This window comes from Allobosea sp. P5_A5 (assembly GCF_056400625.1).
The window spans coordinates 1-22,493 of the sequence record NZ_JBFUKY010000010.1; the positions used below are offsets into that span (position 1 = coordinate 1).

Below are 22,493 nucleotides of genomic sequence, written 5' to 3' on the forward strand. Positions count from 1 at the left end.
GATCAGGCAGAGGTCGATTGCTGATCGCGGGACCAGCTGAGGCCACACATTAGGAAGCTGACTTTGGATCTGTTCGGCGAAGCCACAGCTGCCTCGCCGGAAGCGCCGAGACTCGCGGACGCTTTCAGCCTCTCGTCTTACGCCACGAAAAAACCCGCTGGCCGAAGACAGCGGGTAAACACGAAAGTGACCGGCCAGCTCGAGCCGGCGTGATCCTAAAAAATATCTCGCGGCGCATCAGCGCTACCGCGAGGTGGCGATACTCACGATTGTTTTGTTTTCTTTCCGCCTAGCGAAAAAGCGAGGGCCAAGAAAAAAAACTCCGTATGAGAATGGACCCGGTGCAGGGGTGCGGAAGCCCCATCACTTTTGACCGCCCCCCCCTCGATACATCTTGGCTCGGGCGACCCGCAAGATGCCGATAACCTCTGATATCCTCGTGGTTTCGATACAATTGCGACAGGCGACAACGGCGCACTGCTTAGATATCAAAGCGCGATTCCCGCCGATGACTGGATGGCGCCAAACTCCAGGCATAGCTTCGCACAAGGCCGCTGTTTCAGCGACACGGGCTTGCGAGATTCAATTCCGCTACCGCGGCGATCACACTGACCAAGCTCATCCGTGAAAATAACATTTCGCGTTGCAATGCTGCCGTCAACTATTTTCGCTGAGGAACACGGGCTTTCTGCCGAAAAGAAATGAGTCGCTGGAAAGCGAGCATAGCTTCGCACAGGGCCGCTGTTCCAGCGACACGGGCTTGCGAGATTCAAGCCGCCGAGGCGACGATCACACTGACCAAGCTAATCCGTGTTTCCACAATCCACTGTTTGGATCATTGGTCCACTGCCATTTCCGGATTGTATCCCTCGCCCGCCAGTTGCTAACAAGTATTTAGCTTCTGCGACGCGCCAAGTGCGGACGCTACGCCCGTAGCGATTAGCTGACATTCCCATTTCGGCTCAAAGCCAATCCTATCCTCGGTGGCTACCCACGCACGCGCCGTTTCAGAAAATCGAGGAAAATTCGCACCTTGGGTGGAACTAGGGCCCCGGTTCGATAGGCCGCAAAGATCGGCATCGCATCCTCCGGCTCATAGGCTTCCAGTAGGGGACGCAAGCGTCCGGCGCGGATATCATCGGCGACGCGCAGATCAGTAACTCGGCCAATGCCCAGCCCGGAGATCACCGCCTCGTAATTGCCGTGACCGCCATTGACCACGTAGTTGCCTTGGACCTTCAGCTTGAGCGGGCGACCATCGACGACGAAGGTCCACTCGTTGCTCGACAGCCCGAGGCGGCTCATCAGCAAGCAGTTGTGACGCAGAAGATCTTGCGGCGTCTCCGGCGTGCCATGCCGCTCGAGATAGATCGGCGCCGCACAGACGATCTGCCGGCTTGCCGCCACCTTCGTGATGATCGCGGCGGAATCCTTTGGAGCGCCCCAGCGCAGACCGACATCATGGTCCGCCAGGGCAGGATCGACGACATCGTCTGACAGGTCGAGATGGACCTTGATATTGGGGTGAAGCCCAAGGAACTCGGGCAGGATCGGGATCAGCCGATGCAGCCCAATCATGATCGGGCTTGTGATCCGCAAGGTGCCGCGCGGCTCGCCGCCGTACTCACCGACGACAAGCTCGGCTTCGGCGATCTGGGCAAGGATGGTCTGCGCGCGGTGATACAAAGTCTCACCGGCTTCGGTGAGCGAAAGGCGACGAGTCGTCCTGTCCAGAAGCCGGACACCGAGCCTCCTTTCCAAACCGTCGACCCGACGGCAAACCGCCGATCGGGTCACGTTCAGCATTTTTGCTGCGCCTGCGAAGCTGCCGCTATCGATGACATGGACGAAGACCTGGAGCTCGCTGCCGCTATTCATATGGCGCTCATTGTTGCGTTTCACTCAACAGTATGTGTCCACCAACGGTGGTTCCAGGCCAACCCCCTCTGCGCATAGCCTGACCGGACTCGACAAGCCCGCGACTTTTATCAAGACGGCCGTTATCGGAGGGACCAGGGATGACGCAGCACTGCGCGAGACATGTCGCGGACTCCGCGCGCCGCCAATGATCAAGCTTGTGACTTTCCAGAAGCGCGTCGCGCAATTGACGCGGCCGGGCTTCGAGCACCGCTGGGAAACGATCCATGGGCCGATCGCGGCAGCCTTCCCCGGCTTGCGCGGCTACATGCTCGGGTTTTCGCTAGAGGAGGGCGAGCCACCGGCCGATGGCGTCGCGCAGCTCTGGTTTGAGACGCGCGAGGCTTGTCAGGCGTCCTATGCCTCCCAGGTGGGTCGCAATGGCTCGAAGGATGCTTCCGCTTGGCTGGCGCGCCGCGAGCACCTGCTCGCCAGCGAACGCTGGTTGAAGCGTAGCGGCGCTCTGTCGTTGACCCCGTTCAAGCTTTTGCTGTGCCTGAAGCGGCAGGCCGACCAATCCCGAGCAGCCTTCCTCGACAGGCTCGGCAAACTAGCCACGCCCGCCATCTGCTCCGTCACGGGTGCAACCCAGGCGCGGCTGAGCCTGGACGAAGCCGGGCAGCTATTGAATTCCAAAGTTGCGGGCGACCTCACGCTGGTGACAGGCGAAGCGCCCTATGACGCGCTCGTGGAGCTCTGGTTCACTGAACAGGGTGTGGCCAACCGCGGTCGCGAGCGGCTTCGCAATTGGAAAGACCAGGTTTTTAGACCTGACGAAATCGCCCGGTGGGAGGACGCGCTGCTGCGCGAACATGTGGTGGTGATGCCGCCTCCGCCCGCCTTCGGAGTTGAAGAAGGACAGATTTGATGCAGAAGAAGACCGCCCTTGTGATCGGCGCGACCGGCGTTTCCGGGCGCGCGCTGATCGAGCATCTCGACCAGCAGCCGGACTGGGACGTGATCGGCGTCTCGCGCAAGCCGCCCTATTTCCAGTCGAAGGCGCGCTTCGTCCATGCCGACCTGATGGACCCGCAGAGCTGCAGGGACAATCTCGGTGGCCTAAGCGAAGTCACGCATGTCTTCTACTGCGCCTATCTCGACAACCGAGTCATAGCAGAGACACGCGCGCCGAATGCGAAGATGTTCGCCAATGTCCTGCCGGTGATCGAGGCGGCCGCGCCAAACCTGCAGCATGTCTGCCTGCTCCAAGGCACCAAATACTACGGACAGTATCTCGGCCCCTTTAAGACCCCGGCGAAGGAAACCGATCCGCGCATCGACGTTCCGCATTTTTACTATGACCAGCAAGATCTGGCCGAGACCGCCAGCGCCGGCAAGGGCTGGTCCTGGTCGGCGGCGCGGCCGCATGTGATCTGCGGTTTTGCGCTTGGCAATCCGCTCAACATCATCACGACGATTGCGACCTATGCGACGCTGCTGAAGGAGATGGGCCAGCCCTTCACCTTCCCGGGCAAGCCGGGCGCCTTCACCTCCATCTACCAGGCGACCGATGCGGGGCTGTTGGCACGGGCCATGGTCTGGATGTCGACCAATCCAGCATGCGCCGATCAGGCCTTCAACGTCACTAACGGCGACTTCTTCCGCTACCAAAACCTGTGGCCCGTCTTCGCGGGCTTCTTCGGCCTGGAGGCCGGTGGTGTCGAAACCGTCGACATGCCAACCCGCATGGCCGGCGCTGACGCGCTCTGGGACAAGATCGTAGCGCGCGAGGGACTGCAAAAGCATCCGCTGTCGCAGCTCGTGAACTGGAATTTCGCAAACTACGCCTTCTCCAACGATTGGGACGTGATGTCCGATACGACGAAGTGCCGGCGCTTCGGTTTTCTCGAGTTTCTCGACAGCGAGGAGATGTTCCTCGACCTGTTCCGCGACTTGAAGAGCAACAAGATCGTTCCCTGAGCCAGGAGCCAGCGATGACCTGCTTGTCAGCAAGGATGGCGCGATGAGCGATCGGCCGTCCCATCTAGACCCGGAACTTCAAGCCGGGTTCGCGCGCAACGCTTTCAACCCTTGCGTCGGTCAGATCCTGCTCTCGGAAAGCACGCGTGCCCGCGTTTGGTACATGCGGCTGGAGCCGGGCGAGCGCATCGGCTTCCATCGCCATGTGCTCGACTATTTCTGGACCGCACTCAGCGCCGGCCGGGCCATATCGCATGTCGACGGCGGCGCAGCGAAGACATCGTCCTATTTCGCCGGCCAGACTAGCCATATGCGCTTCGGCGCCGGCGAGTTCATGGTCCACGACCTTCACAATGTCGGCGACACCCCGCTCGTCTTCGTTACCGTTGAGCATCTCGAAAGCGCCAACCCGCCTTTGCCATTGCCAGCAGGCGTCACGCCGCGGGGCATCGCGGACGCACAGGATCAGCCATGAACCAGATTTTGCCAGTGGTCGCGCGCGAAGCTTTCGCGCCCGACATCTTCGCCGGCCGGGTCTTCCTGGTGACCGGCGCCGGACGCGGGATTGGCAAGCTCCTGGCTGAGCGGCTGGCCGGGTTGAGAGCCCGCGTCGCCATCTGCGATCTCGTTGAGGAGCGCGCCCTGGAAACGGTCCGCATCATCGAAAGCGCCGAGGGTGAGGCCCTGCCGCTGGTAGCCGACGTCTCGAAAGAGGCAGAGGTCCGGACCGCGGTGGACACCGTCCTGGCCCGTTGGGGCAGGATCGATGTCCTCGTCAACATGGCCGGCAGCTACGGCGCGGCTTACCGCGTCACGCACGAGACGCCTGTCGATGAATGGGACGCGGTCTTCGCCTCGAATGTGCGCGGCAGCTTCCTATGCGCCAAGGCGGTGCTCCCGCACATGATCGAGGCCGGCGGCGGCCGCATCATCAATTTCGCGTCGAATGCCGGTCGGTCGGTCAGTCCCCTGCTGGGCTGCTCCTATACCGCTGCCAAGACCGCCGTAATTGGCATGACCCGCCATCTCTCGCGGGAATATGCCCGACACGGTATTCTCGTGAACACGATCGCGCCCGGGCCGGTCGTCGGCGAGCGCGTCAGCGGTCTGCTTCGCAATGACGACGAGGGGCAGGCGCTTAATGGTCAGATCCCAATCGGGCGCCTGGCCGAGCCGGCTGACATCGTAGACGTCGTCCTGTTCATGAGCTCCGACGCATCCCGCTACATGACGGGCGCGATCCTCGACGTTTCTGGAGGCCTGATCCTCGCCTGAGAACCCGGATAGCCGGTACGACCAACCATAAAAAACAAATTGGAGGGAAACATGAAGCTTACACGCAGATCTTTCGTGGCGTCTGGCACTGCCGCAGCGACTACCTTCGCGATCATTCGCCCGGCACAGGCTGCAACCCTCAAGCTGGCTACGAATATGCCGGCCGGGCATCCGATGATCACCCGGATCGAGGAAGCCGCCAGGAACATAAAGGCCGACACCAACGGCGAGATCGACATCCGCACTTTCCCGAACAGCCAGCTGGGCGGCGATCTCGAGGTGCTGTCCCAGCTGCGGCAGGGAGCGATCCAGTTCTACCCGTTGGCCGGCGCGCAGCTGTCGAACCTCGCCCCCGCCTCCTCGCTCAATGGCGTTGGCTTCGCCTTCAACAGTCTCGACGACGTCTGGAAGGCTATGGACGGCGATGTCGGCGGCCTGGTGCGCCAGGGGCTCGAGAAGACCGGCTTGCACGCCTTCGACAAGATGTTCGATAACGGCTTCCGCCAGATCACCAGCGGAACAAAGCCGATCGAGAAGCCGTCAGACCTCGCCGGCGTCCATATCCGCGTCCCGCCTAGCCCGTTGTCGACATCGCTATTCAAGGCCTTTGGGGCCGCACCGCAATCAATCAGCTTCGGCGAGGTCTATACTGCGCTGCAAACCAAACTGGTGGACGCCCAAGAAAACCCGCTGCCGCTCGTCGACAGCGGCAAATTCTACGAGGTTCAGAAATATGTGAGCCTGACTAATCACATGTGGGACGGGCTCTGGATGCTGGCGAATGGCCCGTTCTGGAATCGCCAGTCGCAGCCGATCAAGGATGTGGTCACCAAGCACTTCACCGCTGCCGCCATCGCGGAGCGCGCCGACCTGATTAAGCTCGACGAAAGCCTCCGCGCGAAGCTCGCCGGCGCCGGGATGCAGATCATCGAGCCCAATCGCCAGGCGTTCCGCGAGGTACTGGCCGCGTCGACCTTCTACAAGGACTGGAAGGAGAAGTTCGGCGCCGAGGCTTGGAGCGCGCTCGAGCGCTACACCGGCAAACTGGGTTGAGACGATGGCTGCGACAGATCTGAAAGGGACAGGCGAAGCCGGTCCCGTTACCGTACACGCCAGCTCCAGCCTGCTCGACAACCTCGAATCGGGCCTCGGCCGGCTTGTCGATATCGTCGCAGCCGCTCTCCTTCTCGTCGATATTGCCTTGCTCGGCTGGGCGGTCACGGCACGCTATCTCCTCAACGTTCCCGTCATCTGGATTGAGGAGGTGGCCATGCTCGTCTTCCTCTGGTTCGGCATGCTCGGCGTCGCTAGTGCGCTCCGGCGTAAGATCCACCTGCGCCTCACCTTCGTGTTGTCAAAGCTCCAGCCCGAGCGACGGGCCGGCGTGGAGCGCATTGCGCATGTTGTGCTCCTGGTCTTCCTCCTCAAGCTCGTCGTCCCGACGATCCAACTCGTCGAGTTGAACCACATTGTCACGACCCCGAACCTCTCGATTCCCGGCTCGATCCCGGTCCTGGCGAGCCTCACCGCCATCATCCTGATGTCTGTGTTTCTGCTGATCCAGATGTGGCGTGCTTCGTCGGCCCGCGTCGTGCTCGCACAGGTCGTGATCGCAGCCGTAATCGCAATCGGACTTGAGCTGACCCCGCCCTTGCTGGCCGATCTCGGCAACCTTAACTTGCTGCTTTTCTTCGGCGTCGGGGTGATGGCCCTGATCATCATCGGCGTGCCGATCGCCTTTGCGTTCGGCGCGGCAACCGTAGGCTATTTTACCCTGACCAGCGATCTACCGCTGACCGTGATCGTCGGCCGCATCAACGAAGGAATGTCGCATTTCATCCTGCTGACGATCCCGCTCTTCATTTTCCTTGGCATCCAGATCCAGTACACCGGCATGGCGCGCGCCATGATCAATTTTGTGGTGGCGCTGATCGGCCCGGCCCGCGGAGGTCTCAGCTACGTCATGCTATGCGCGATGTATCTCGTGTCTGGCATCTCTGGCGCGAAGGCAGCCGACATGGCGGCGATCGGTCCGATTATTGCGCCCGCCATGAAGGATCGCGGCGTCAAGGAGGGCGACATCGCCGCGCTTCTCGCGGTTTCCGCCGCCGCGGCGGAAACCATCCCGCCCAGCCTCGTGCTCATCATCATGGGCTCAGTCACTGGCATATCGATCGCCGCCCTCTTTATCGGCGGCCTCGTCCCCGCCGTGGTCTGCATGTTGACCTTGTCCGTCGCGGTCTGGCTGCGCTCGCGCAATGAGCGCCGCGGCACCGAGAAGCGCGACCTAAAACGGATCGCGAAGACCTTCGTCGTCGCCATCCCGGCGCTGGCCTTGCCCCTGATCATTCGAGCGGCGGTCCTCGAAGGCGTTGCAACTGCCACCGAGGTTGCGGTCATTGGCATCGCCTATTGTGCGATCGTCGGCAGCATCATGATGCGAGGCTTCTCGCTGGTGCGAATGGGCGAAATCCTCGTGGAAACCGTCGCGCTGACCGGCACCATTATGATCATCATCGCCCTCGCTGGGGCGATGTCCTGGGCGCTGACGCAATCCGGCTTCGCCGACACGCTGGTTTCCTTGATGTCAGGCCTGCCCGGCGGCAAATTCACCTTCCTGGCGGTTTCGATCATCGCCTTCATCATCTTCGGCAGCATTCTCGAAGGTATCCCCGCGATTGTCTTGTTCGGGCCACTCCTGGTCCCGGTGGCGCAATCGCTTGGCGTGCATCCGGTCCAGTATGCGATGCTAGTCCTGCTCTCGATGGGGCTGGGACTGTTCTCGCCACCCTTCGGCTACGGCTATTATACTGCCTGCGCGGTTGCCAAAGTATCACCCGATGATGCGATGTGGAACATGGTGCCGTATCTGGCAGCTTTGTTCGCCGCGATTGTGCTCATCGCGGCGTTTCCCTGGTTGAGCATAGGGTTTCTCTGAGCCGTCTCCAACGAGCCGTCGGGCCGCCACTAGGACATGCCTTGTCAGCAGCCTTTCGGCGATGTGCGCCTCATCATCGAGGACAAGGCAGAGCAAGCCAACGTCTGATCTGCAAATAGCTGTCAGTAGGCGCCTTTCCACGACCGGCCTCCTGCGCCGCCTTGGACTGCCGAACGCAAACAGTTGCAGCGTCAGCAGCGCTCCAAACTTAGTGGTACGCCTACGGAGATCATCGCCCCCCTAAAAGCGGACCTTCTGAGCTTCACCATAGGGCCGGAACCGCCCTTCCCGCTCCCGTTCGGAGTGCGCCATGAGCCGACATTCATTGACTGCCTGAAAGCAGACGCTGACTCGTCAGGCATCCCCCCAAGATTTCAGATACTGAGCGCCGAACGTCGACCATCTCAAGCGTGAGAAAACATCGGCTTTCCCGCCATCGGCAGCTTGGCTCGCAGAATGGTCCCTGAAGCAGATTCGGTGATGAAAAGGTCCCGGTTCTCGGCGCCTCCGAAGGCGATGTTGGTGGTGTGCCAGCCCTTGCAGGACTGCACGCGGTAGAGCGGCCGTCCGACCGCGTCGAAAACCCAGATCGCGCCGAGCCCGATATGCCCGACGACGAGACCGCCGTCGGCGGTCAGGGCGATGCCGTCGGGGCCACCTCCGCCCGAAAGCTGAATGAAGATGCCGACCTTCGCCGTCGAGCCGTCGCGCTGGATCGGCAGGCGCCAGATTGCGTTGCCGCGCGTGGCGGCGACGTAGAGCGCGCTTTCGTCGAGGTTCATCACCAGGCCGTTGGGGCTCGGCACATTGTCGACCAGGCAGGTCACCGTGCCGTCCGGCTTGAGGCGGAACACACGGCCCGTCGGATCATGCAGGCCGGTCAGGCCCTGATCAGTGAAATACAAGTCGCCATTGGCCGCGAAGAACAGGTCATTGACCGCTTTGAAGCGCTCCATATTGGCGCGCACGAGATAGGGCTCCACGCGGCCGTTGACCGGGTCGAGTAGCATGATGCCGTGCTTGTAGTCCGCGATGAAGATGCGGCCGTCGCGGTGGATCTTTAGCCCGTTCGGCCAGCCGTCATACTCGCAGACGAGGTGAAACTGCCTATTCTTGTCCAGCTTCAGCACGCGTCCATTGGGAATGTCGACGCACCAGAGATTGCCCTCCTTGTCGAAGGACGGCCCCTCCAGGACCGAGGTCATCGCGCTGCCGGGAGGCTGGCCTTCGGCAAAGCCGCTTGCGATCCTGGAGGGGATGCGAAGCTCGTCGGGAAGCGAGGCGTAGACCTCGGTCTCCAAGAGGGCGGGCGGTGCGAACAGCGAAACGGACATCGTGTTTCCTTTCAAACCTAGCAAGCGGCGAGGCTCAGCGGGCGGAGGGGACGATCGGCGTACGGGTCAATGTGAGCGCGATCGTCGCGCCCGACACCAACAGCAACCCGGCAATCCCGAAGGCCCAGTTGAAGCTGCCCGTTCCGGCGACGACGAAGCCGGTGATGATCGGAGCCAGCACGCCGAAGCTGTTCCCGCCAACGATCACGATGCTCATCGATTTGCCGATATGGGCCGGCTCGGCGAGGAGATCGTTCAGCAGCGCGAAGTTCATCGCCCCGGCCGTCGACAGCCCGGTCAGCGTCACGGTGATCAGCCCCAGGATGATCCAGATGTTGTCGACGAAAGGCGCCAGCAGGATCACCGAGGAGACCAGCAGGGAGCAGACGATCATCGTGCGCCGCCCGCCCTGCTGCAACTGGCCGCCCGACAGCATCCGGTCGCTGACATAGCCGAGCGCGATGCTCAGCAGGACGGCGAAACCATAGGGAACGGCTGTATACAGCCCGGCGCTCATCACCGTGAGCCCCTTGGTCTGCTGGAGATAGCCGGGCAGCCAGGTCAGGAAGAGGTACTGCGTGTAGACGATGCAGCTCTGGGTCAGTGTCACGCCCCATTGCGAGCGGCATCCCAGCAGATCGAGGAACCCGGCAGGCTGCGCGACCGAGGGCGCCTTCAGCCCGCCGTCACGCTCGTCAAGGATGGTGCGGCGCTCATCCTCGCTCAGCCATGTCGCTTTTTCCGGGATGTTGTACCAGATCATCCAGGCGACCAGCCAGACGAAGCCGATCGCGCCGACGATGACAAACGAGCTGCGCCAGCCGAACTGCGTCACCAGCCAGGCGACGAAGATCGCGCCGAAGGCCGGGCCGGCGAAGGCGCCATTGTTGAAGATCGCATTGGTGATGCCGCGCTCGCTTGCCGGGATCCATTGCCGGATCACCCGCGCGCCCGCAGGAAAGGTCGTCGCTTCGCCGGCCCCCATCGCCAGCCGTGTCCCAACGAGCGAGGCATAGCTCCATGACAGGCCGGTCGCGACGGTCGCGAGCGACCAAAGCCCGATGCCGACCGCATTGACGGTCTTGGGTCCGACCTTGTCGACCAGCGCGCCGATCGGCAGCAGGCAGAGCAGATAGGTCCACAGGAAGGCGGAGAACAGAAAGCCCAGATCGACAGGGCTCAGGCCGAATTCCTTGGCGATCGGCTGCGATGCGACCGAAAGCGCGACACGGTCCATGTAGTTGATCACCGCCAGGGTGAACAGGAACACGACAATCCAGGCCCGTTTCATGATGGTTTCCTCTGCCGCAGGCGGCGCCGTTGCGCCTTGTTATTTTTCGGTTTCGAACAGGCCCTTGACGAACTGTTTTTGCATCGCCGCGACCACGATGACCGGCGGCAGCAGCGCCAGGATCACGGTCGCCATCACGAGATGCCATTGCGGCTGGAAATCGGAGGCGCGGGCCATGCGCTGAATGCCCATGATGACGGTGTAGTAGGACACGTCCTTGGTCATCAGCAGCGGCCAGAGATACTGGTTCCAGCCATAGATGAAGGTGATCACGAAGAGCGCCGCGATGTTGGTGCGCGACATCGGGATCAGGATCCACCACAGGAAGCGCCACGGGCCGGCGCCATCGATGCGCGCCGCTTCCGTCAGTTCGTCGGGCACGGTCATGAAGACCTGGCGGAAGAGGAAGGTCGCGGTCGCGCTCGCGATCAGGGGCAGCGAGAGTCCGGTATAGCTGTCGAGCAGACCAAACCCCGCGACGACCTCGTAGGTCGGCAGGATGCGGACCTCGACCGGCAACATCAATGTCGCGAAGATGACCCAGAACGCCAGCGCCCGGAACGGAAATTGGAAATAGGTGATTGCGAAGCCCGACAGGAGCGAGACTGCGATCTTACCGAAGGTGATGGCCAGCGCCACGATGAAGCTGTTCAGCAACATCGGGCCGATCGGTGGCAGTCCGTAGGAACGCATGCCTTCGCCGAGCACTTGGCTGTAGTTCTCGACGAGGTTCGGGCCGGGCCAGAGCGGCAGACCCGTCAGGCTGCGCGACAGGTCATGCGTCGAGGCGACGAAGGCCATATAGACCGGCAGGATCATCAGCACGGAGCCGAAGATCAGCACGGCGTGGCTGCCGATGACACGGAAGCGGGTTGTGCTCATCGTCGCCGGCTCAATAGTGGATGTTCCGCTCGATATAGCGGAACTGGATGATGGTCAGAGTGCCGACCAGGAGCATGAGAATGACCGATTGCGCGGCCGAGCCGCCGAGATCGAGCGCCTCGAAGCCGTCGCGATAGATCTTGAAGATCAGCGTGGTCGTGGCAGTGCCGGGCCCGCCGCCGCTGGTGGCGTGGATCACCGCGAAGGTGTCGCAGAAGGCGTAGACAAGGTTGGTCACGATCAGGAAGAAGGTGGTCGGCATCAGCAACGGCAGCACAATCCTGCGGAAGCGGACGAAGCCGTCGGCACCGTCGAGCGCGGCTGCTTCCAAAAGTGATTTCGGGATCGTCTGCAGCCCGGCCAGGAAGAACAGGAAGTTGTAGCTGAGCTGCTTCCAGGCCGAGGCGATGATGACCAGCGTCAGAGCCTGGCCGGAATTAAGGTAATGGTTCCAGTCGATGCCGATGGCGGCGAGCGCACGCGAAAACAGGCCGATCGTCGGGTTGAACAGGAACCACCAGAGCACGCCCGCAATGGCTGGGGCTACCGCATAGGGCCAGGTCAGCAATGACTTGTAGATGGCCGCGCCCTTAACCACGCCATCGGCCAGCACGGCAAAAAGCAGCGCGAACCCCATTGAGAGCACGGTCGTTGCGGCCGCAAAGAACAGGGTCAGCCCGAAGGCATATCCGTAATCGGGCTCGGCGAAGAGCTTGATGAAGTTGTCGAGCCCGACGAAATCCTCCGACAGCCCGAACGCATCCTGCCGAAACAGCGCGCTGCGCACCGACTGGATCGCCGGCCAGACGAAGAAGACGAACGTGATCGCCAGCTGTGGCGCGAGCAGGATGGCCGGCACCGCTAGGCCCGGAAATGTAACGCGCTTGCCGCGCATGAGCTTTTAAACCTCGGTGAGACGGGCGGCCGCTCAGGCCGCCGCCCAGTCTTCGATCAGGGGTTGGACTTTTGGAACTGACGCAGGAGGTCGTTGCCGCGCGAAACGGCGGTGTCGAGCGCCTGCTGCGGCGTCTTCTTGCCCTGGAGCGCGTTCTCGATTTCTTCCTCGATTACGGCTCGGATCTGCACGAAATTACCGAGGCGCAGACCCTTGGAGTTCTCGGTCGGCGGGTTGAGATTAATCTCCTTCACCGCAACGTCGGTGCCGGGGTTCTTCTCGTAGAAGCCCTGCTTGCGCGAGAGTTCGTAGGCGGCCGTCGTGATCGGCAGATAACCCGTCTCCTGATGCCACCAGGCCTGGATCTCGGGCTTGGAGAGATAGGCGAAGAACTGCGCGACGCCTTTGTAGTCGGCGGGCTTCTGTCCGCGCAGTACCCAGAGGCTGGCGCCGCCGATGATCGAGTTTTGCGGCGCCCCCTTGGCATCGCCGTAATAGGGCAGAAGGGCCATGCCGACCTCGGCCTTCATGTTCGAGACGATGCCGAGCCGCGCCGAGGCCGACGACACCGTCATCGCGCATTCGCCGGAGAAGAATTTCGGCTTGGAGCTGTCACCACGGCCGCCATAGTCGAACACCTTGGTCTTCTGCCAGGCGACCAGATTCTGCAGATGCTTGACCTGCAGCGGGCCGTTCAGCTTCAGCTCCGCGTCGACGCCACCGAGACCGTTCTCCTTCGTCGCGATCGGCTGGTTATGATAGGCCGAGAAATTCTCGAACTGCATGTAGGACGGCCACTCGGTGGTGAAGCCACAGGGCACGCCGGCCGCCTGGAGCTTCTTGGCGAAGCTCTCCATCTCGGCAAAGGTCTTGGGCGGCGTCTGGGGATCGAGCCCGGCCTTCTTGAACAGGTCCTTGTTGTAATACAGGATCGGCGTCGAGGAGTTGAACGGGAAGGACAACATGTTGCCCTTCGTGTCGGAGTAGTAGCCCGAGATCGCCGGCAGATAGGCGCGGGGCTCGAAGGGCACGCCCTGCTCCTTCATCATCTCATAGACCGGATAGATCGCTCCCTTCGCCGACATCATCGTCGCGGTGCCAACCTCGAAGACCTGCACGATATGGGGCGGCTGCTTGGCGCGGAACGCCGCGATCGCGCCGGTCATCACCTCGGGATAGGTGCCCTTGTAGACGGCGACGACCTTGAAATCCTTCTGGGTGGCGTTGAAGTCGTTGGCGAGCTTCTCGACGCGCTGGCCCATTTCGCCGGCCATCGCGTGCCAGAACTGGACCTCGGTCTGGGCCATCGCGGGCGTCATGGCCAGCAATCCGGCAGCCAGCGCGCTGTGCCTCAAGAGGTTCTTCATCTGCGTTCTCCCTGTTTTCGATTATTTTGTTGGTTTTAGGCGGTCCGACGCAGTTCCTGTTTGGCAGTGAGGAACGATGCGAGTTGAGGCTCTTCGATCTCGATACCGAGACCGGGGCCGCTGGGCACAGTGACGAGACCGTCACGATCGAGCGGGCAATCGGCAAAGGCGCTGCGCAGCGGGTTGAACGAAGCGTCGTACTCGAAGAACGGAAAGCGGCTGCCAGGCCGGCTGCGGTGCGGCAGCGTCGCGGCGAAGTGCAGCGAGGCGTTGAAGTTGATCGCCCCGCCCCAGACATGCGGCGCAATCGGCACGTTGAACGCTTCGGCCAGCGTTGCGATGCGCAGGCCTTCCGTCAGCCCGCCGCAAAGCGCCAGGTCAGGCTGCGCGACCGAGAACAGGCCGGCACGGAGAAAATCGCGAAATCCGGGCAGCCCGTAGAGCGACTCGCCTCCCGCCAGAGCCATGCCGGTACCGGCCGCGATGCGCATCCAGCCCGGCATGTCGTCATGCAGAATGGGCTCTTCCAGCCAGATCAGGTCGGACTCCGCGGCACGCCGCGAAAAATCCAGCGCCTGCGCGACGTCGCCGGCCTCGTTGAGATCGACCATCAGCCCAATATCGTCGCCGATCTGGCGGCGGATGTCGGCGACCAGTGCGGCGTCTCGCCCGGCACCGATTCCAGCTCGGATCTTGATGTTCCGAAACCCCTGGATGAGGTAGCCATCGACGCCGTCGCGATAATGGGCGTAGGGGTCAAGGCCGGGTTTCAGGAACGGACCGCTAACATAGCAGGACAGCGTGTCGCGAAGGGCGCCGCCGAGCCTTTCCGACAAGGCGACTTGCTCGGCCCGCGCACTGACATCCCATACGGCCATGTCGAGCGCGCTGATCGCCATATGGGTCAGGCCGCGACGATCGTTGACGATGTAGCGCGCCAGTTTCCGCCAGAGCTTCTGCGGATAACGGACATCCTCGCCCAGCAGCGCCGGGCCGAGCACGGTCTGTATCAGCGCCGCTGCCGGCGCCGCCATGGCCCAGGTCTCGCCCCAGCCGACAGCCCCGCCCTTGGTGGTGACGCGCACGAACAGCGTCTCGCGCTTGTCGAAGAACCGGGCCGCATTGCCGATCGTCTCCGGCAAAGTGCATGCAAGGGTAAAGAGCTCGATGCGATCGACCGCGGTATCCAAGGCGTTTCCCGGAGGTTTTTTAAAATGTTGGCCGGACGCTAGGGTCTTTTGCAATCCAAATCTAATTTGAATATTTGAGCCTTACAGATTTGGAAAGCTGATTTATGCGCTTCACCATCGCCCAGCTCGAAGCATTTTTTTGGACCGCACAGCTCGGTTCTCTGAACAAAGCCGCAGCCCATCTCCATATGGCGCAGCCGACGATCTCGCTGCGCTTGCGCGATCTCGAAAAGGCCCTGGACGTCACGTTGTTCCAGAAGAATGGGCGCAGCCTCGCCTTGACGGCCGAGGGCTTCGCTTTGGTGCCGCGCGCCTCGGCGCTATTGGAGGAGGCGGACCGCATCAGGCTCCAGACCGACCGGGCGGAGGTCAGCGGCGGCGTTCGCGTCGGCTTCGCGGAAGGCTTTGCGATGACCTGCCTGCCAGCGCTGCTCGAGATCGTCCGCCACGACTATCCGCTGCTGAAACCGGATTATGTCGTGTCGATCAGTTACGAACTCGAACGCGAACTCAACGACCGGCATCTTGACCTCGCCGTTCTGGTCAACCCGACCGGTCGCCATGGCATGAGGCTGTTCCCGCTCGGCGTGCAGAACACCGCCTGGGTCGCCTCGAAGAAATGGGGCTTGGGGTCTATCGTCACGCCGACCGATCTGTATCGCCTGCCGATCGTCAGCAATCAGCCACGCTCGGCGATGTTTCGCCAGATCAAGGATTGGTTCGCCACCGCCGGACTTGAACCGACGCGCCTCGACCTCTGCAGCAGCGTCGGAGTCATCGGCCATCTCGTCTCTTCCGGCGCAGCTCTCGGCGTGCTGCCGGCCAAGATGATGGAGGACGAGGCCCGCGCCGGCCGGGTCCAGGTGCTGAAGCCCGTACCTGACCTCAATCACGGCAGGGTCTATGCCAGCTATCCCGATGGCGGCCTGACCGCCCCCGTGAGCGCGATGCTGAAATCGATCCAGAAGGCGCTGGCCTCGATGGACTATCTGTGCATCGACAAGCCTGCCTAAGCCGTCACGGCGGCTTACAGCTCCGAAAAATAGTCCATGTCTTGCATCAGGCCCTCAAGGCTGCGGATGAGCGCGGCGGTCCTGGCTCGGTCGGAATCGGCGCGATCGGCAATATAGACCCGGCTCGGCGGCAGTGGCGGATTCGACTGGAACATTGCGATGGCCTCGCGCGACGGAAAAGCTTCGACCATCCTGCGTGGAAAGGCGCCGATTCCGATCCCCGCCGAAACGAGCTGAAGCGAGGCGTTCAGGCTGGAGCAGATGCACAGCGAGTTCGGCTGACGCTGCGCATCGGCGAACCAGCTCGTGCTGAGGCGGTACATCGGCGTGGGCGCCGGTGTCGTAATGATGGTGTGACGGCCGAGCTCACGGGGACTTTCGCCGTCCTTCACCCCGCAGCCCGCGGTCGCGGCCCAGACATTGGCCTGGACGCCGAGCGAAAACAGCCGGATGTCCCGATGGCCGGCTGGCTCGACCAGCACGGCGATGTCGAGCCGCCCGTCGATGAGGGACTGCTCCAGTCCCGAACTGGTCGCGATAATCCATTCAGGTCGCAGCAGCGGGAACTGCTCGCGCAGCACCGGAATGATCCGTGGCAGGCACGCTACCGCGAACCCCTCGGCGAGGCCAAAACGCAGCGCGCCGCTGACCTCCGCAACCAGCAAGGAAGCCTGGAGCTCGCGGTGAGCAGCGAGGACCAATTGCGTGTGCCTGAGGAAGGTGTGGCCTTCGCGAGTCAGCCGGATCCCGCGCCCCGCCCGTTCCAACACGGGCGCCGTCAGATCGGCATCGAGCTGGCGCAGCCGCAGCGAGAGCGTCGGCTGGGCAATGTTCAGCTTTTCAGCTGCCTTCTGCACGGAGCCGAGCTCCGCCGTCCAATAGAATGCTTCGAGTTGGGCGATGGAAAAGCGACTCATCAGGAAAGCCTATGAGAACCGGCTGATAAATCCAATTGGACCCGTTCTATTGATGAATGTAGCGCTGAATCCTGGCGGGCTTGAAGACCCGCGCTGAGATTGCCGCATCGGTCGGCTATCAATGGGGGAGACATCTCATGACCCATCGCCGCGCCTGGATCGCCTTGCTGATCTTCACGGCCGTGATCATCAATTACATCGACCGCATCGCCCTTTCGGTAGCCTCGAAGCCGATTGCCGCCGAGTTCGGGCTGACGCCGATTCAGATGGGATATCTCTTCTCGGGTTTCCTCTGGACCTATGTGGTCTGCCTGATCCCGCTCGGCCTGCTGGTCGAGCGGGTCGGCGCCAAGCGCATGGTCGGCGGGGGGATCGCGATCTGGTCGGCGGCGACGGCGCTCACCGCGGCAACGACCGGCCTTGTTTCGATCTTCGCGGCCCGCCTCGTCATGGGCGCGAGCGAGGCGACGACCTTTCCGGCTTGCGGACGCGTCATCCGCGACTGGTTCCCCGAGCGCGAGCGCGGCCTAGTCACGACGCTATTCAATGGCGGCTCCTCCGCCGGACCGGCGCTCGGCGCGATCATCGTCGCGGCGCTGGTCAGCAGCTTTGACTGGCGAACAGCGTTCGTCGTCCTCGGCCTAATCGGCTTCGTCTGGCTAGCCTTCTGGCTGAAATGGTACGGCGCGCCCGATCAGGTGTCTTGGCTTCCGGAAGCAGAGCGACGGAAGATCCTCAGCGAACGCGACGGCGAGCGCATGACGTATGCGGCAACAGATCTTGCGCCGTCGTCGCTCGGCTATCTTCTGTGCCAGGGCAGTGTCTGGGGCTTGGTGATTACCCAAGCCTGTCTGGTCTATACGGCCTATCTCTTCCTGACCTGGCTGCCGACCTATCTTCAATCAACCCGCGAACTGTCGACGATGAGTACGGGGTATCTGACGGCAATCCCGTATCTCGTCACGATGGTTCTTGGGCTGATCATCGCCCGGATCAGCGACCGAAGCCTGTCCTCGGAAGCGATCCGCGCTGGCCGTCGCCGTTACTTCATCGCCGCGATGGCTCTTTTGTCGACCACGATCCTGCTCGCCCCCAGCGTCGATGGCCTCATACCGTTGCTCGTCGTCCTGACAATCGTCCTAACCGGCAGCAACACAGGCGCAGGCTTGAACTTTACGCTGGCCAGCGATCTCCTGCGCAATCCGCGCGACGTCTCGCGCGTCATCGCCATCACCGCTTTCGGGGGCAACTCCTTCGGGCTGATCGCGCCGATCATCACGGGATATGTCGTCTCGGGAACCGGCGGCTACACCTGGGCCTTCCGCATCGCGGCGGCGCTGCTGGTCTGCGGGGCGATCGCGACACTAACCCTCGCGCGCAAGCCGATCCAGCCACAATACGCGCCGTCTGTGTCTTAAGGCCGGTCTTATTCTGCAAGCGAGCCAGATCATGATCCAGCACTATTCGCGGCCTCGCCGTCCGGCGACCGACCTGATGCGCCAGCACATCATGGAGGACTTCCCGGAAATCGCGGAAATCCCCGACGAGGCGTTGCGCGCAAAGGTCGTCGAGGCATGGGCCTATGCCCTGTGCTGCTCGGACTTCACCCGCATCAGTGAGATCCCGCCCGATGGCAATCCCGGAACGCCAGTTCTCAGGGAGGGCACGCAGGCCGATCACCTGCGCGGGGTCTTCCGCTATGCCAAGGCGATTGCGACGGAATTCGAGCAGGCTTATCAGCAGACCCGGATCGATTGGAATATCCTGCTCGCCGGTGCCGCCTGTCACGATGTCGGCAAGCCCTATGAGTTTGACCCGAGCAATCGCCAGCGCTGGCAGGCTGCGCCCGCCGACAGTGGGTATCCGACCTTCCGTCATTCGGTGTTCGGCATGCATGTCTGCCTGACTGTGGGACTGCCCGACGAGGTCGCTCATATCGCGGTCGGCCACTCCTTCGAAGGCCAGCATATGGGCGTCAGTGCCGAGTGCACCATCGTGCGCCAGGCCGACCATGGCTGGTGGCACGTCGCCGGGGCTCTCGGTCTCGTGAAGCCAGAGACAATGACGGGCTTGGCGAGCAATTTGACGTCGAGAGCGGTCGGCGACAACGACCGCGTCTGACAAAGTCGTCTCGGGGCGTTTCCTAGGCCAAGCGTGGTTCACCCGCACCTGATACGCCATAGGAAACTGACTACCGCCGACAAGCGAACGTTATCGCTTCGATTGGCCGCGCGCATTCGCACTGAACTTCCGGGATCCAAAGCGTCCTTTGGGCCCTCGCCTATGTGATTGCCGGGCTTCACAGCGAGTGTGATGGCCGCCCGGGGGAGCATCCCGAGCCGGCGCGCTTGTAAAGTAGCTGTACGCGATTTCGAGCGTATCGCCCCTGCCCGGCGCCGGCGGCTGGATACCGACGCCTCAAAGAGATGCAGCTTTCTGTAATATGATCGCGTGCCGTACGTTACGGCGGTAACGACGGCTAATGATGCAATATCTTCGAGAGGAACCGGACTGCGCGCTCGTTTGCTGGTCTCTCGAAAAAGGCCGCAGTTAGTGCCTCCTCGACGATGGCACCCTCGTCCATGAACAGGATCCGGTCGGCCACGCGTCGCGCAAAACCCATCTCGTGGGTGACCACGATCATCGTCATCCCCTCCTTCGCCAATTCGCTCATCACGTCGAGCACCTCGTTGACCATCTCCGGATCCAGAGCGGAGGTCGGCTCGTCGAAAAGCATCGCGATCGGATCAAGGGCCAAGGCGCGAGCGATCGCTACCCGCTGCTGCTGCCCGCCGGACAGGGTGGCGGGGAAGCGGTCGGCGTGGGAGCGCAGGTCCACCCGGTCTAGCAACTTGAGAGCGCGTGCCCTGCTGGCATCCTCGCTGCGCTTCAGCACATGCCGCTGAGCCAGGCAGATATTCTCGACCACATTCATGTGCGGATAAAGTTCGAAGGACTGGAAGACCATGCCGATCCGGGCACGCAATTTTGGCAAAACCGTCGAGGGATCGCCGACCGAAGTATCCTCGACCGTGATTCTGCCTTTCTGAAAAGGCTCAAGGCCATTGATGCACTTGATCAGGGTGCTCTTTCCCGAACCTGACGGACCGCACACGACGACGACTTCGCCCTTTTCGATGCGGGTCGTGCAATCATTCAGCACCTGGGTTGCTCCGTACCATTTGCTGACCTGTTCAAGCTCAATCACGGCGTGATCCTTCGCTGCAGCAGGACAACTGCTTGCGAAGCAGTCCAGCAAATGATGAAAAACACGATGGCAACGAAGACGTACATTTCGGTCAGCCGGTTATCGCGGCCGCCGATCAGGTCCGCCGCGGTGAGGAAATCACGCAGGCCGATGACGTAGACCAGCGACGTGCTCTTGAAGACATTGATCGATTGCATCAGCAACACGGGAAGCATGGCCCGGAAAGCCTGCGGCAGAACGATGAAGCGCATGCACTGAGCCTGGGTGAACCCGCTGGCCAGACCTGCCATGACTTGGCCGCGACGGACTCCCTCGATGCCCGAGCGAATGATTTCGCAAAAATAGGCCCCTTCGAACAAGATGAAGCCGATCACCGCCGAGGAAAAACCCCCGACCGGGTGCCCCACGGCGAGTGGAATCAGGAAATAAAACCAGAAGATCAGCAGGACGAGAGGCAGGGAACGCAGGAGATCGACATAGAATGCGGCGAACCAGCGCAGGGGCAAGACGGCCGATCCTCGCATCAGCGCGAGCAGCACGCCGAGCGCGATGCCACCGACGATGCCGAGCGCAGTCAGAAGCAGGGTGATCTGCATGCCCTCCCAGAGCAACGGCAAGGCTCGCCCGATGACACCGAAATCGAAAGCATTCATGTCAGAGTGTTCCAGCAGCAAGCGTGCCGGGCAGGCGGGACCGCCTCTCGACCATGCGCATCAATCCGCTGATCGAGAAGCTGATTGTCGCATAGATCAGACTTGCAGCCGTAAAGGCTTCAATCGATTGCGATGTATAATCCGCGACCGCGCGCGTTCGCGCCGTGAGCTCGAGAACGCCGATTGTAAGAGCCAGGGACGAGTTTTTGAAAACATTCAGGAACTCGTTGGTTAGTGCGGGAATGGTCAGCCGATACGCAAGCGGCAGCAGGATCAGTCGATAGACCTGCATAGTCGTCAGTCCGGTCGCGAGACCTGCGCTCGCCTGCCCCTTCCCGGCCGTCACGATACCGGAGCGTACCTGCTCGGCGACGCGGCAGGCCGTATAAAGACCCAGGCTGATCACGGCCATGGTGAGCTCGGGATGAGGGAGATCCCGCTTGAGCCAACGGCCGATGTCGCGGGGCAGGACCTCCGGCAAGACAAAATAGAATAGAAATATCTGCACCAGCAGCGGCACGTTTCGAAAGATCTCGACATAAACCGCCCCGACAGTCCGCGCTGCCCGAGAAGGCAAGGTGCGCATCGCCCCGATCACCGAGCCCAGGGCAAGGCCGATGATCCAGGAGGCAATCGAGACGAGGAATGTCCAGCCTAGTCCGGACAGGATCCAGCCCAAATAAGGGTCGGCGAGCAGCACCGACCAGTTCCAATTATAACGCATGCATCAAGTGTCCAGCCACGGCTTCACCAGCAGCAAAGGGGCAAGCGGCAGCATTGCCGCCGGTCAGGATCCCGCCGCGGCGGGATCAGTCTGGATAGTTCTGCATTAACATCAGTAGCTTCAGATCAGCGTCCAGCGGCTGCCCGATCGTGGACATCCATTTGGTATAGATCTTCTCCCACTCGCCGCTTCTGTAGAGATCCGCCAGAACCTTGTTGCCGAGCGAACGAAAGCCGGAATCGTCGCGGCGGATCACGATGGCGTAGGGGTCGAACGAGAGTAACCGGCCTGTCACCGTGTAGAGGCTCGGGTTCTTTGCCTTGGCGATGAGGCCGTACTCCACCACCGCGTCCGTCATATGCGCGTCGGTGCGATCGCTTTCGAGCGCGGCCCAGGCCTGTGGCTGATCCTTGGTCGAGAGCACCTTGATGCCGAGATTGAGTTTCTGGTTTAGCTCGTTCAGCACCTTCTCGTTGGTCGTGCCCTGATTAGCGGACACGACCTTGCCCTTCAGATCCTCGATTTCCTTGATACCGCTGTCCTTTTTCACCAACAGGCGGTTGCCGGTAACGAACATCGTATTGAGAAAATCGACCTGCTTTTGCCGGGAAAACGTGTTTGTCGTGGTAGCGCAGACGAGATCAACGGTACCATTGATCAGAAGGGGGGTCCGTGTCTGGCCGTTCACTGCCTGGTACTTGACCGTCAGGTTGTCCATCTTGAGCTCAGCCTTCACGGCCTCTGCGATCTTGTTGCAGATATCGATCGAATAGCCCTGCGGCTTACCGGCGGCGTCGAAGGAGGCGAAGGGCGGCGAGTCTTCGTTATGGCCGATAATGATCGTGCCGCTGTCTTTGATTTTCTTTAGCGTTCCATACGAATCCTGCGCATCCGCGCCGGTCCCCGCAAGGACCAACGCCAGGCCCAGAAGCGCCCCGCAGGCGCTGATTTTTTTGTTCATTTCACTCC

The 22,493-nt window shown here is 61.9% G+C and carries 22 protein-coding genes; 9 read left to right on the plus strand and 13 right to left on the minus strand.

What is annotated here, in order from left to right:
• Positions 1 to 987: 987 nt before the first annotated feature.
• Positions 988 to 1,878 carry a LysR family transcriptional regulator gene (locus AC1DR6_RS18035; protein ID WP_476830642.1) on the minus strand — a complete coding sequence of 297 codons (891 nt, stop codon included), beginning with the start codon at positions 1,876 to 1,878 and terminating at the stop codon, positions 988 to 990.
• A gap of 187 nt (positions 1,879 to 2,065) precedes the next feature.
• On the opposite strand from AC1DR6_RS18035, the gene AC1DR6_RS18040 reads away from it, so the two are divergent.
• The 4 genes from AC1DR6_RS18040 to AC1DR6_RS18055 are packed head-to-tail and all read left to right on the plus strand — an operon-like array spanning position 2,066 to position 5,112.
• Positions 2,066 to 2,785: an EthD family reductase gene (locus tag AC1DR6_RS18040; protein WP_476830643.1), complete on the plus strand. Its 720-nt coding sequence runs from the start codon at positions 2,066 to 2,068 to the stop codon at positions 2,783 to 2,785.
• The gene (locus AC1DR6_RS18045) at positions 2,785 to 3,837 is read left to right on the plus strand and encodes an SDR family oxidoreductase (protein WP_476830644.1); all 1,053 of its coding nucleotides are present in this window, start codon (positions 2,785 to 2,787) and stop codon (positions 3,835 to 3,837) included. Before AC1DR6_RS18040 ends, AC1DR6_RS18045 begins: the two co-directional genes overlap by 1 nt.
• Before the next feature lie 43 nt (positions 3,838 to 3,880).
• Positions 3,881 to 4,312: a cupin domain-containing protein gene (locus AC1DR6_RS18050; RefSeq protein WP_476830645.1), complete on the plus strand. Its 432-nt coding sequence runs from the start codon at positions 3,881 to 3,883 to the stop codon at positions 4,310 to 4,312.
• The gene (locus tag AC1DR6_RS18055; protein WP_476830646.1) at positions 4,309 to 5,112 is read left to right on the plus strand and encodes an SDR family NAD(P)-dependent oxidoreductase; all 804 of its coding nucleotides are present in this window, start codon (positions 4,309 to 4,311) and stop codon (positions 5,110 to 5,112) included. Before AC1DR6_RS18050 ends, AC1DR6_RS18055 begins: the two co-directional genes overlap by 4 nt.
• Here AC1DR6_RS18055 and AC1DR6_RS18060 read toward each other — a convergent pair.
• Positions 5,061 to 5,321: a hypothetical protein gene (locus AC1DR6_RS18060; RefSeq protein WP_476830647.1), complete on the minus strand. Its 261-nt coding sequence runs from the start codon at positions 5,319 to 5,321 to the stop codon at positions 5,061 to 5,063. The genes AC1DR6_RS18055 and AC1DR6_RS18060 overlap by 52 nt on opposite strands.
• Here AC1DR6_RS18060 and AC1DR6_RS18065 point away from each other — a divergent pair.
• A complete protein-coding gene (locus tag AC1DR6_RS18065; RefSeq protein WP_476830801.1) occupies positions 5,224 to 6,165 on the plus strand; it encodes a TRAP transporter substrate-binding protein in 942 nt (313 codons plus the stop codon). The two genes, AC1DR6_RS18060 and AC1DR6_RS18065, sit on opposite strands and share 98 nt — an antisense overlap.
• 4 nt (positions 6,166 to 6,169) lie before the next feature.
• Positions 6,170 to 8,050 (plus strand): TRAP transporter large permease, encoded by a 1,881-nt coding sequence (locus AC1DR6_RS18070; RefSeq protein ID WP_476830648.1) that lies wholly within the window; start codon positions 6,170 to 6,172, stop codon positions 8,048 to 8,050.
• Between the two features lie 404 nt (positions 8,051 to 8,454).
• Here the strand turns inward: AC1DR6_RS18070 and AC1DR6_RS18075 are convergent, their stop codons facing one another.
• Genes AC1DR6_RS18075 through AC1DR6_RS18100 form a run of 6 tightly spaced genes read right to left on the minus strand, consistent with a single transcriptional unit; the run spans position 8,455 to position 15,009 of the window.
• Positions 8,455 to 9,384, minus strand: a complete 930-nt coding sequence (locus tag AC1DR6_RS18075) for an SMP-30/gluconolactonase/LRE family protein (protein WP_476830649.1) — start codon at positions 9,382 to 9,384, stop codon at positions 8,455 to 8,457.
• Between the two features lie 34 nt (positions 9,385 to 9,418).
• Positions 9,419 to 10,675, minus strand: a complete 1,257-nt coding sequence (locus tag AC1DR6_RS18080) for an MFS transporter (RefSeq protein WP_476830650.1) — start codon at positions 10,673 to 10,675, stop codon at positions 9,419 to 9,421.
• A gap of 39 nt (positions 10,676 to 10,714) precedes the next feature.
• Positions 10,715 to 11,557, minus strand: a complete 843-nt coding sequence (gene ugpE, locus AC1DR6_RS18085) for a sn-glycerol-3-phosphate ABC transporter permease UgpE (RefSeq protein WP_476830651.1) — start codon at positions 11,555 to 11,557, stop codon at positions 10,715 to 10,717.
• Positions 11,558 to 11,567: 10 nt separating this feature from the next.
• Positions 11,568 to 12,452, minus strand: a complete 885-nt coding sequence (ugpA, locus tag AC1DR6_RS18090) for a sn-glycerol-3-phosphate ABC transporter permease UgpA (protein WP_476830652.1) — start codon at positions 12,450 to 12,452, stop codon at positions 11,568 to 11,570.
• Between the two features lie 56 nt (positions 12,453 to 12,508).
• Positions 12,509 to 13,819: a sn-glycerol-3-phosphate ABC transporter substrate-binding protein UgpB gene (gene ugpB, locus AC1DR6_RS18095; RefSeq protein WP_476830653.1), complete on the minus strand. Its 1,311-nt coding sequence runs from the start codon at positions 13,817 to 13,819 to the stop codon at positions 12,509 to 12,511.
• Positions 13,820 to 13,854: 35 nt separating this feature from the next.
• Positions 13,855 to 15,009 (minus strand): mandelate racemase/muconate lactonizing enzyme family protein, encoded by a 1,155-nt coding sequence (locus AC1DR6_RS18100; RefSeq protein WP_476830654.1) that lies wholly within the window; start codon positions 15,007 to 15,009, stop codon positions 13,855 to 13,857.
• A 104-nt stretch (positions 15,010 to 15,113) separates the two neighbouring features.
• Between AC1DR6_RS18100 and AC1DR6_RS18105 the strand changes: the two genes are divergently transcribed.
• Entirely contained in the window at positions 15,114 to 16,022 is a 909-nt protein-coding gene (locus AC1DR6_RS18105) for a LysR family transcriptional regulator (RefSeq protein ID WP_476830655.1), read from the plus strand.
• Between the two features lie 14 nt (positions 16,023 to 16,036).
• On the opposite strand, the gene AC1DR6_RS18110 is transcribed toward AC1DR6_RS18105, so the two are convergent.
• Positions 16,037 to 16,939 carry a LysR family transcriptional regulator gene (locus AC1DR6_RS18110; protein ID WP_476830656.1) on the minus strand — a complete coding sequence of 301 codons (903 nt, stop codon included), beginning with the start codon at positions 16,937 to 16,939 and terminating at the stop codon, positions 16,037 to 16,039.
• A gap of 137 nt (positions 16,940 to 17,076) precedes the next feature.
• On the opposite strand from AC1DR6_RS18110, the gene AC1DR6_RS18115 reads away from it, so the two are divergent.
• Together AC1DR6_RS18115 and AC1DR6_RS18120 are read left to right on the plus strand one after the other, a co-directional pair.
• Positions 17,077 to 18,357, plus strand: a complete 1,281-nt coding sequence (locus tag AC1DR6_RS18115) for an MFS transporter (protein ID WP_476830657.1) — start codon at positions 17,077 to 17,079, stop codon at positions 18,355 to 18,357.
• Positions 18,358 to 18,388: 31 nt separating this feature from the next.
• Positions 18,389 to 19,060 (plus strand): HD domain-containing protein, encoded by a 672-nt coding sequence (locus AC1DR6_RS18120; RefSeq protein WP_476830658.1) that lies wholly within the window; start codon positions 18,389 to 18,391, stop codon positions 19,058 to 19,060.
• A gap of 358 nt (positions 19,061 to 19,418) precedes the next feature.
• Here AC1DR6_RS18120 and AC1DR6_RS18125 read toward each other — a convergent pair whose 3' ends face one another.
• The 4 genes from AC1DR6_RS18125 to AC1DR6_RS18140 form a co-directional block, all read right to left on the minus strand.
• On the minus strand, positions 19,419 to 20,147 hold the full coding sequence (locus AC1DR6_RS18125) for an amino acid ABC transporter ATP-binding protein (RefSeq protein WP_476830659.1): 729 nt from the start codon (positions 20,145 to 20,147) through the stop codon (positions 19,419 to 19,421).
• Positions 20,144 to 20,800 (minus strand): amino acid ABC transporter permease, encoded by a 657-nt coding sequence (locus AC1DR6_RS18130; protein ID WP_476830660.1) that lies wholly within the window; start codon positions 20,798 to 20,800, stop codon positions 20,144 to 20,146. The genes AC1DR6_RS18125 and AC1DR6_RS18130 overlap by 4 nt, the downstream gene beginning before the upstream one ends.
• A gap of 1 nt (position 20,801) precedes the next feature.
• Positions 20,802 to 21,524, minus strand: coding sequence for an amino acid ABC transporter permease (locus tag AC1DR6_RS18135; RefSeq protein WP_476830661.1), 723 nt, complete (start codon positions 21,522 to 21,524; stop codon positions 20,802 to 20,804).
• Positions 21,525 to 21,609: 85 nt separating this feature from the next.
• Positions 21,610 to 22,485, minus strand: a complete 876-nt coding sequence (locus AC1DR6_RS18140) for an amino acid ABC transporter substrate-binding protein (RefSeq protein ID WP_476830662.1) — start codon at positions 22,483 to 22,485, stop codon at positions 21,610 to 21,612.
• Positions 22,486 to 22,493: the final 8 nt, after the last annotated feature.

Bases quoted from the DNA above. Each gene is read 5' to 3' on its own strand.
- AC1DR6_RS18120 (WP_476830658.1), top strand. From the start codon at position 18,389: ATGATCCAGCACTATTCGCGGCCTCGCCGTCCGGCGACCGACCTGATG.
- AC1DR6_RS18050 (WP_476830645.1), top strand. From the start codon at position 3,881: ATGAGCGATCGGCCGTCCCATCTAGACCCGGAACTTCAAGCCGGGTTC.
- AC1DR6_RS18135 (WP_476830661.1), bottom strand. From the start codon at position 21,524: ATGCGTTATAATTGGAACTGGTCGGTGCTGCTCGCCGACCCTTATTTG.
- AC1DR6_RS18115 (WP_476830657.1), top strand. From the start codon at position 17,077: ATGACCCATCGCCGCGCCTGGATCGCCTTGCTGATCTTCACGGCCGTG.
- AC1DR6_RS18035 (WP_476830642.1), bottom strand. From the start codon at position 1,878: ATGAATAGCGGCAGCGAGCTCCAGGTCTTCGTCCATGTCATCGATAGC.
- AC1DR6_RS18075 (WP_476830649.1), bottom strand. From the start codon at position 9,384: ATGTCCGTTTCGCTGTTCGCACCGCCCGCCCTCTTGGAGACCGAGGTC.
- AC1DR6_RS18080 (WP_476830650.1), bottom strand. From the start codon at position 10,675: ATGAAACGGGCCTGGATTGTCGTGTTCCTGTTCACCCTGGCGGTGATC.
- AC1DR6_RS18105 (WP_476830655.1), top strand. From the start codon at position 15,114: ATGCGCTTCACCATCGCCCAGCTCGAAGCATTTTTTTGGACCGCACAG.
- AC1DR6_RS18130 (WP_476830660.1), bottom strand. From the start codon at position 20,800: ATGAATGCTTTCGATTTCGGTGTCATCGGGCGAGCCTTGCCGTTGCTC.
- ugpB (WP_476830653.1), bottom strand. From the start codon at position 13,819: ATGAAGAACCTCTTGAGGCACAGCGCGCTGGCTGCCGGATTGCTGGCC.
- AC1DR6_RS18055 (WP_476830646.1), top strand. From the start codon at position 4,309: ATGAACCAGATTTTGCCAGTGGTCGCGCGCGAAGCTTTCGCGCCCGAC.
- ugpA (WP_476830652.1), bottom strand. From the start codon at position 12,452: ATGCGCGGCAAGCGCGTTACATTTCCGGGCCTAGCGGTGCCGGCCATC.
- AC1DR6_RS18070 (WP_476830648.1), top strand. From the start codon at position 6,170: ATGGCTGCGACAGATCTGAAAGGGACAGGCGAAGCCGGTCCCGTTACC.
- AC1DR6_RS18040 (WP_476830643.1), top strand. From the start codon at position 2,066: ATGATCAAGCTTGTGACTTTCCAGAAGCGCGTCGCGCAATTGACGCGG.
- AC1DR6_RS18045 (WP_476830644.1), top strand. From the start codon at position 2,785: ATGCAGAAGAAGACCGCCCTTGTGATCGGCGCGACCGGCGTTTCCGGG.
- ugpE (WP_476830651.1), bottom strand. From the start codon at position 11,557: ATGAGCACAACCCGCTTCCGTGTCATCGGCAGCCACGCCGTGCTGATC.
- AC1DR6_RS18140 (WP_476830662.1), bottom strand. From the start codon at position 22,485: ATGAACAAAAAAATCAGCGCCTGCGGGGCGCTTCTGGGCCTGGCGTTG.
- AC1DR6_RS18060 (WP_476830647.1), bottom strand. From the start codon at position 5,321: ATGTTCCTGGCGGCTTCCTCGATCCGGGTGATCATCGGATGCCCGGCC.
- AC1DR6_RS18110 (WP_476830656.1), bottom strand. From the start codon at position 16,939: ATGAGTCGCTTTTCCATCGCCCAACTCGAAGCATTCTATTGGACGGCG.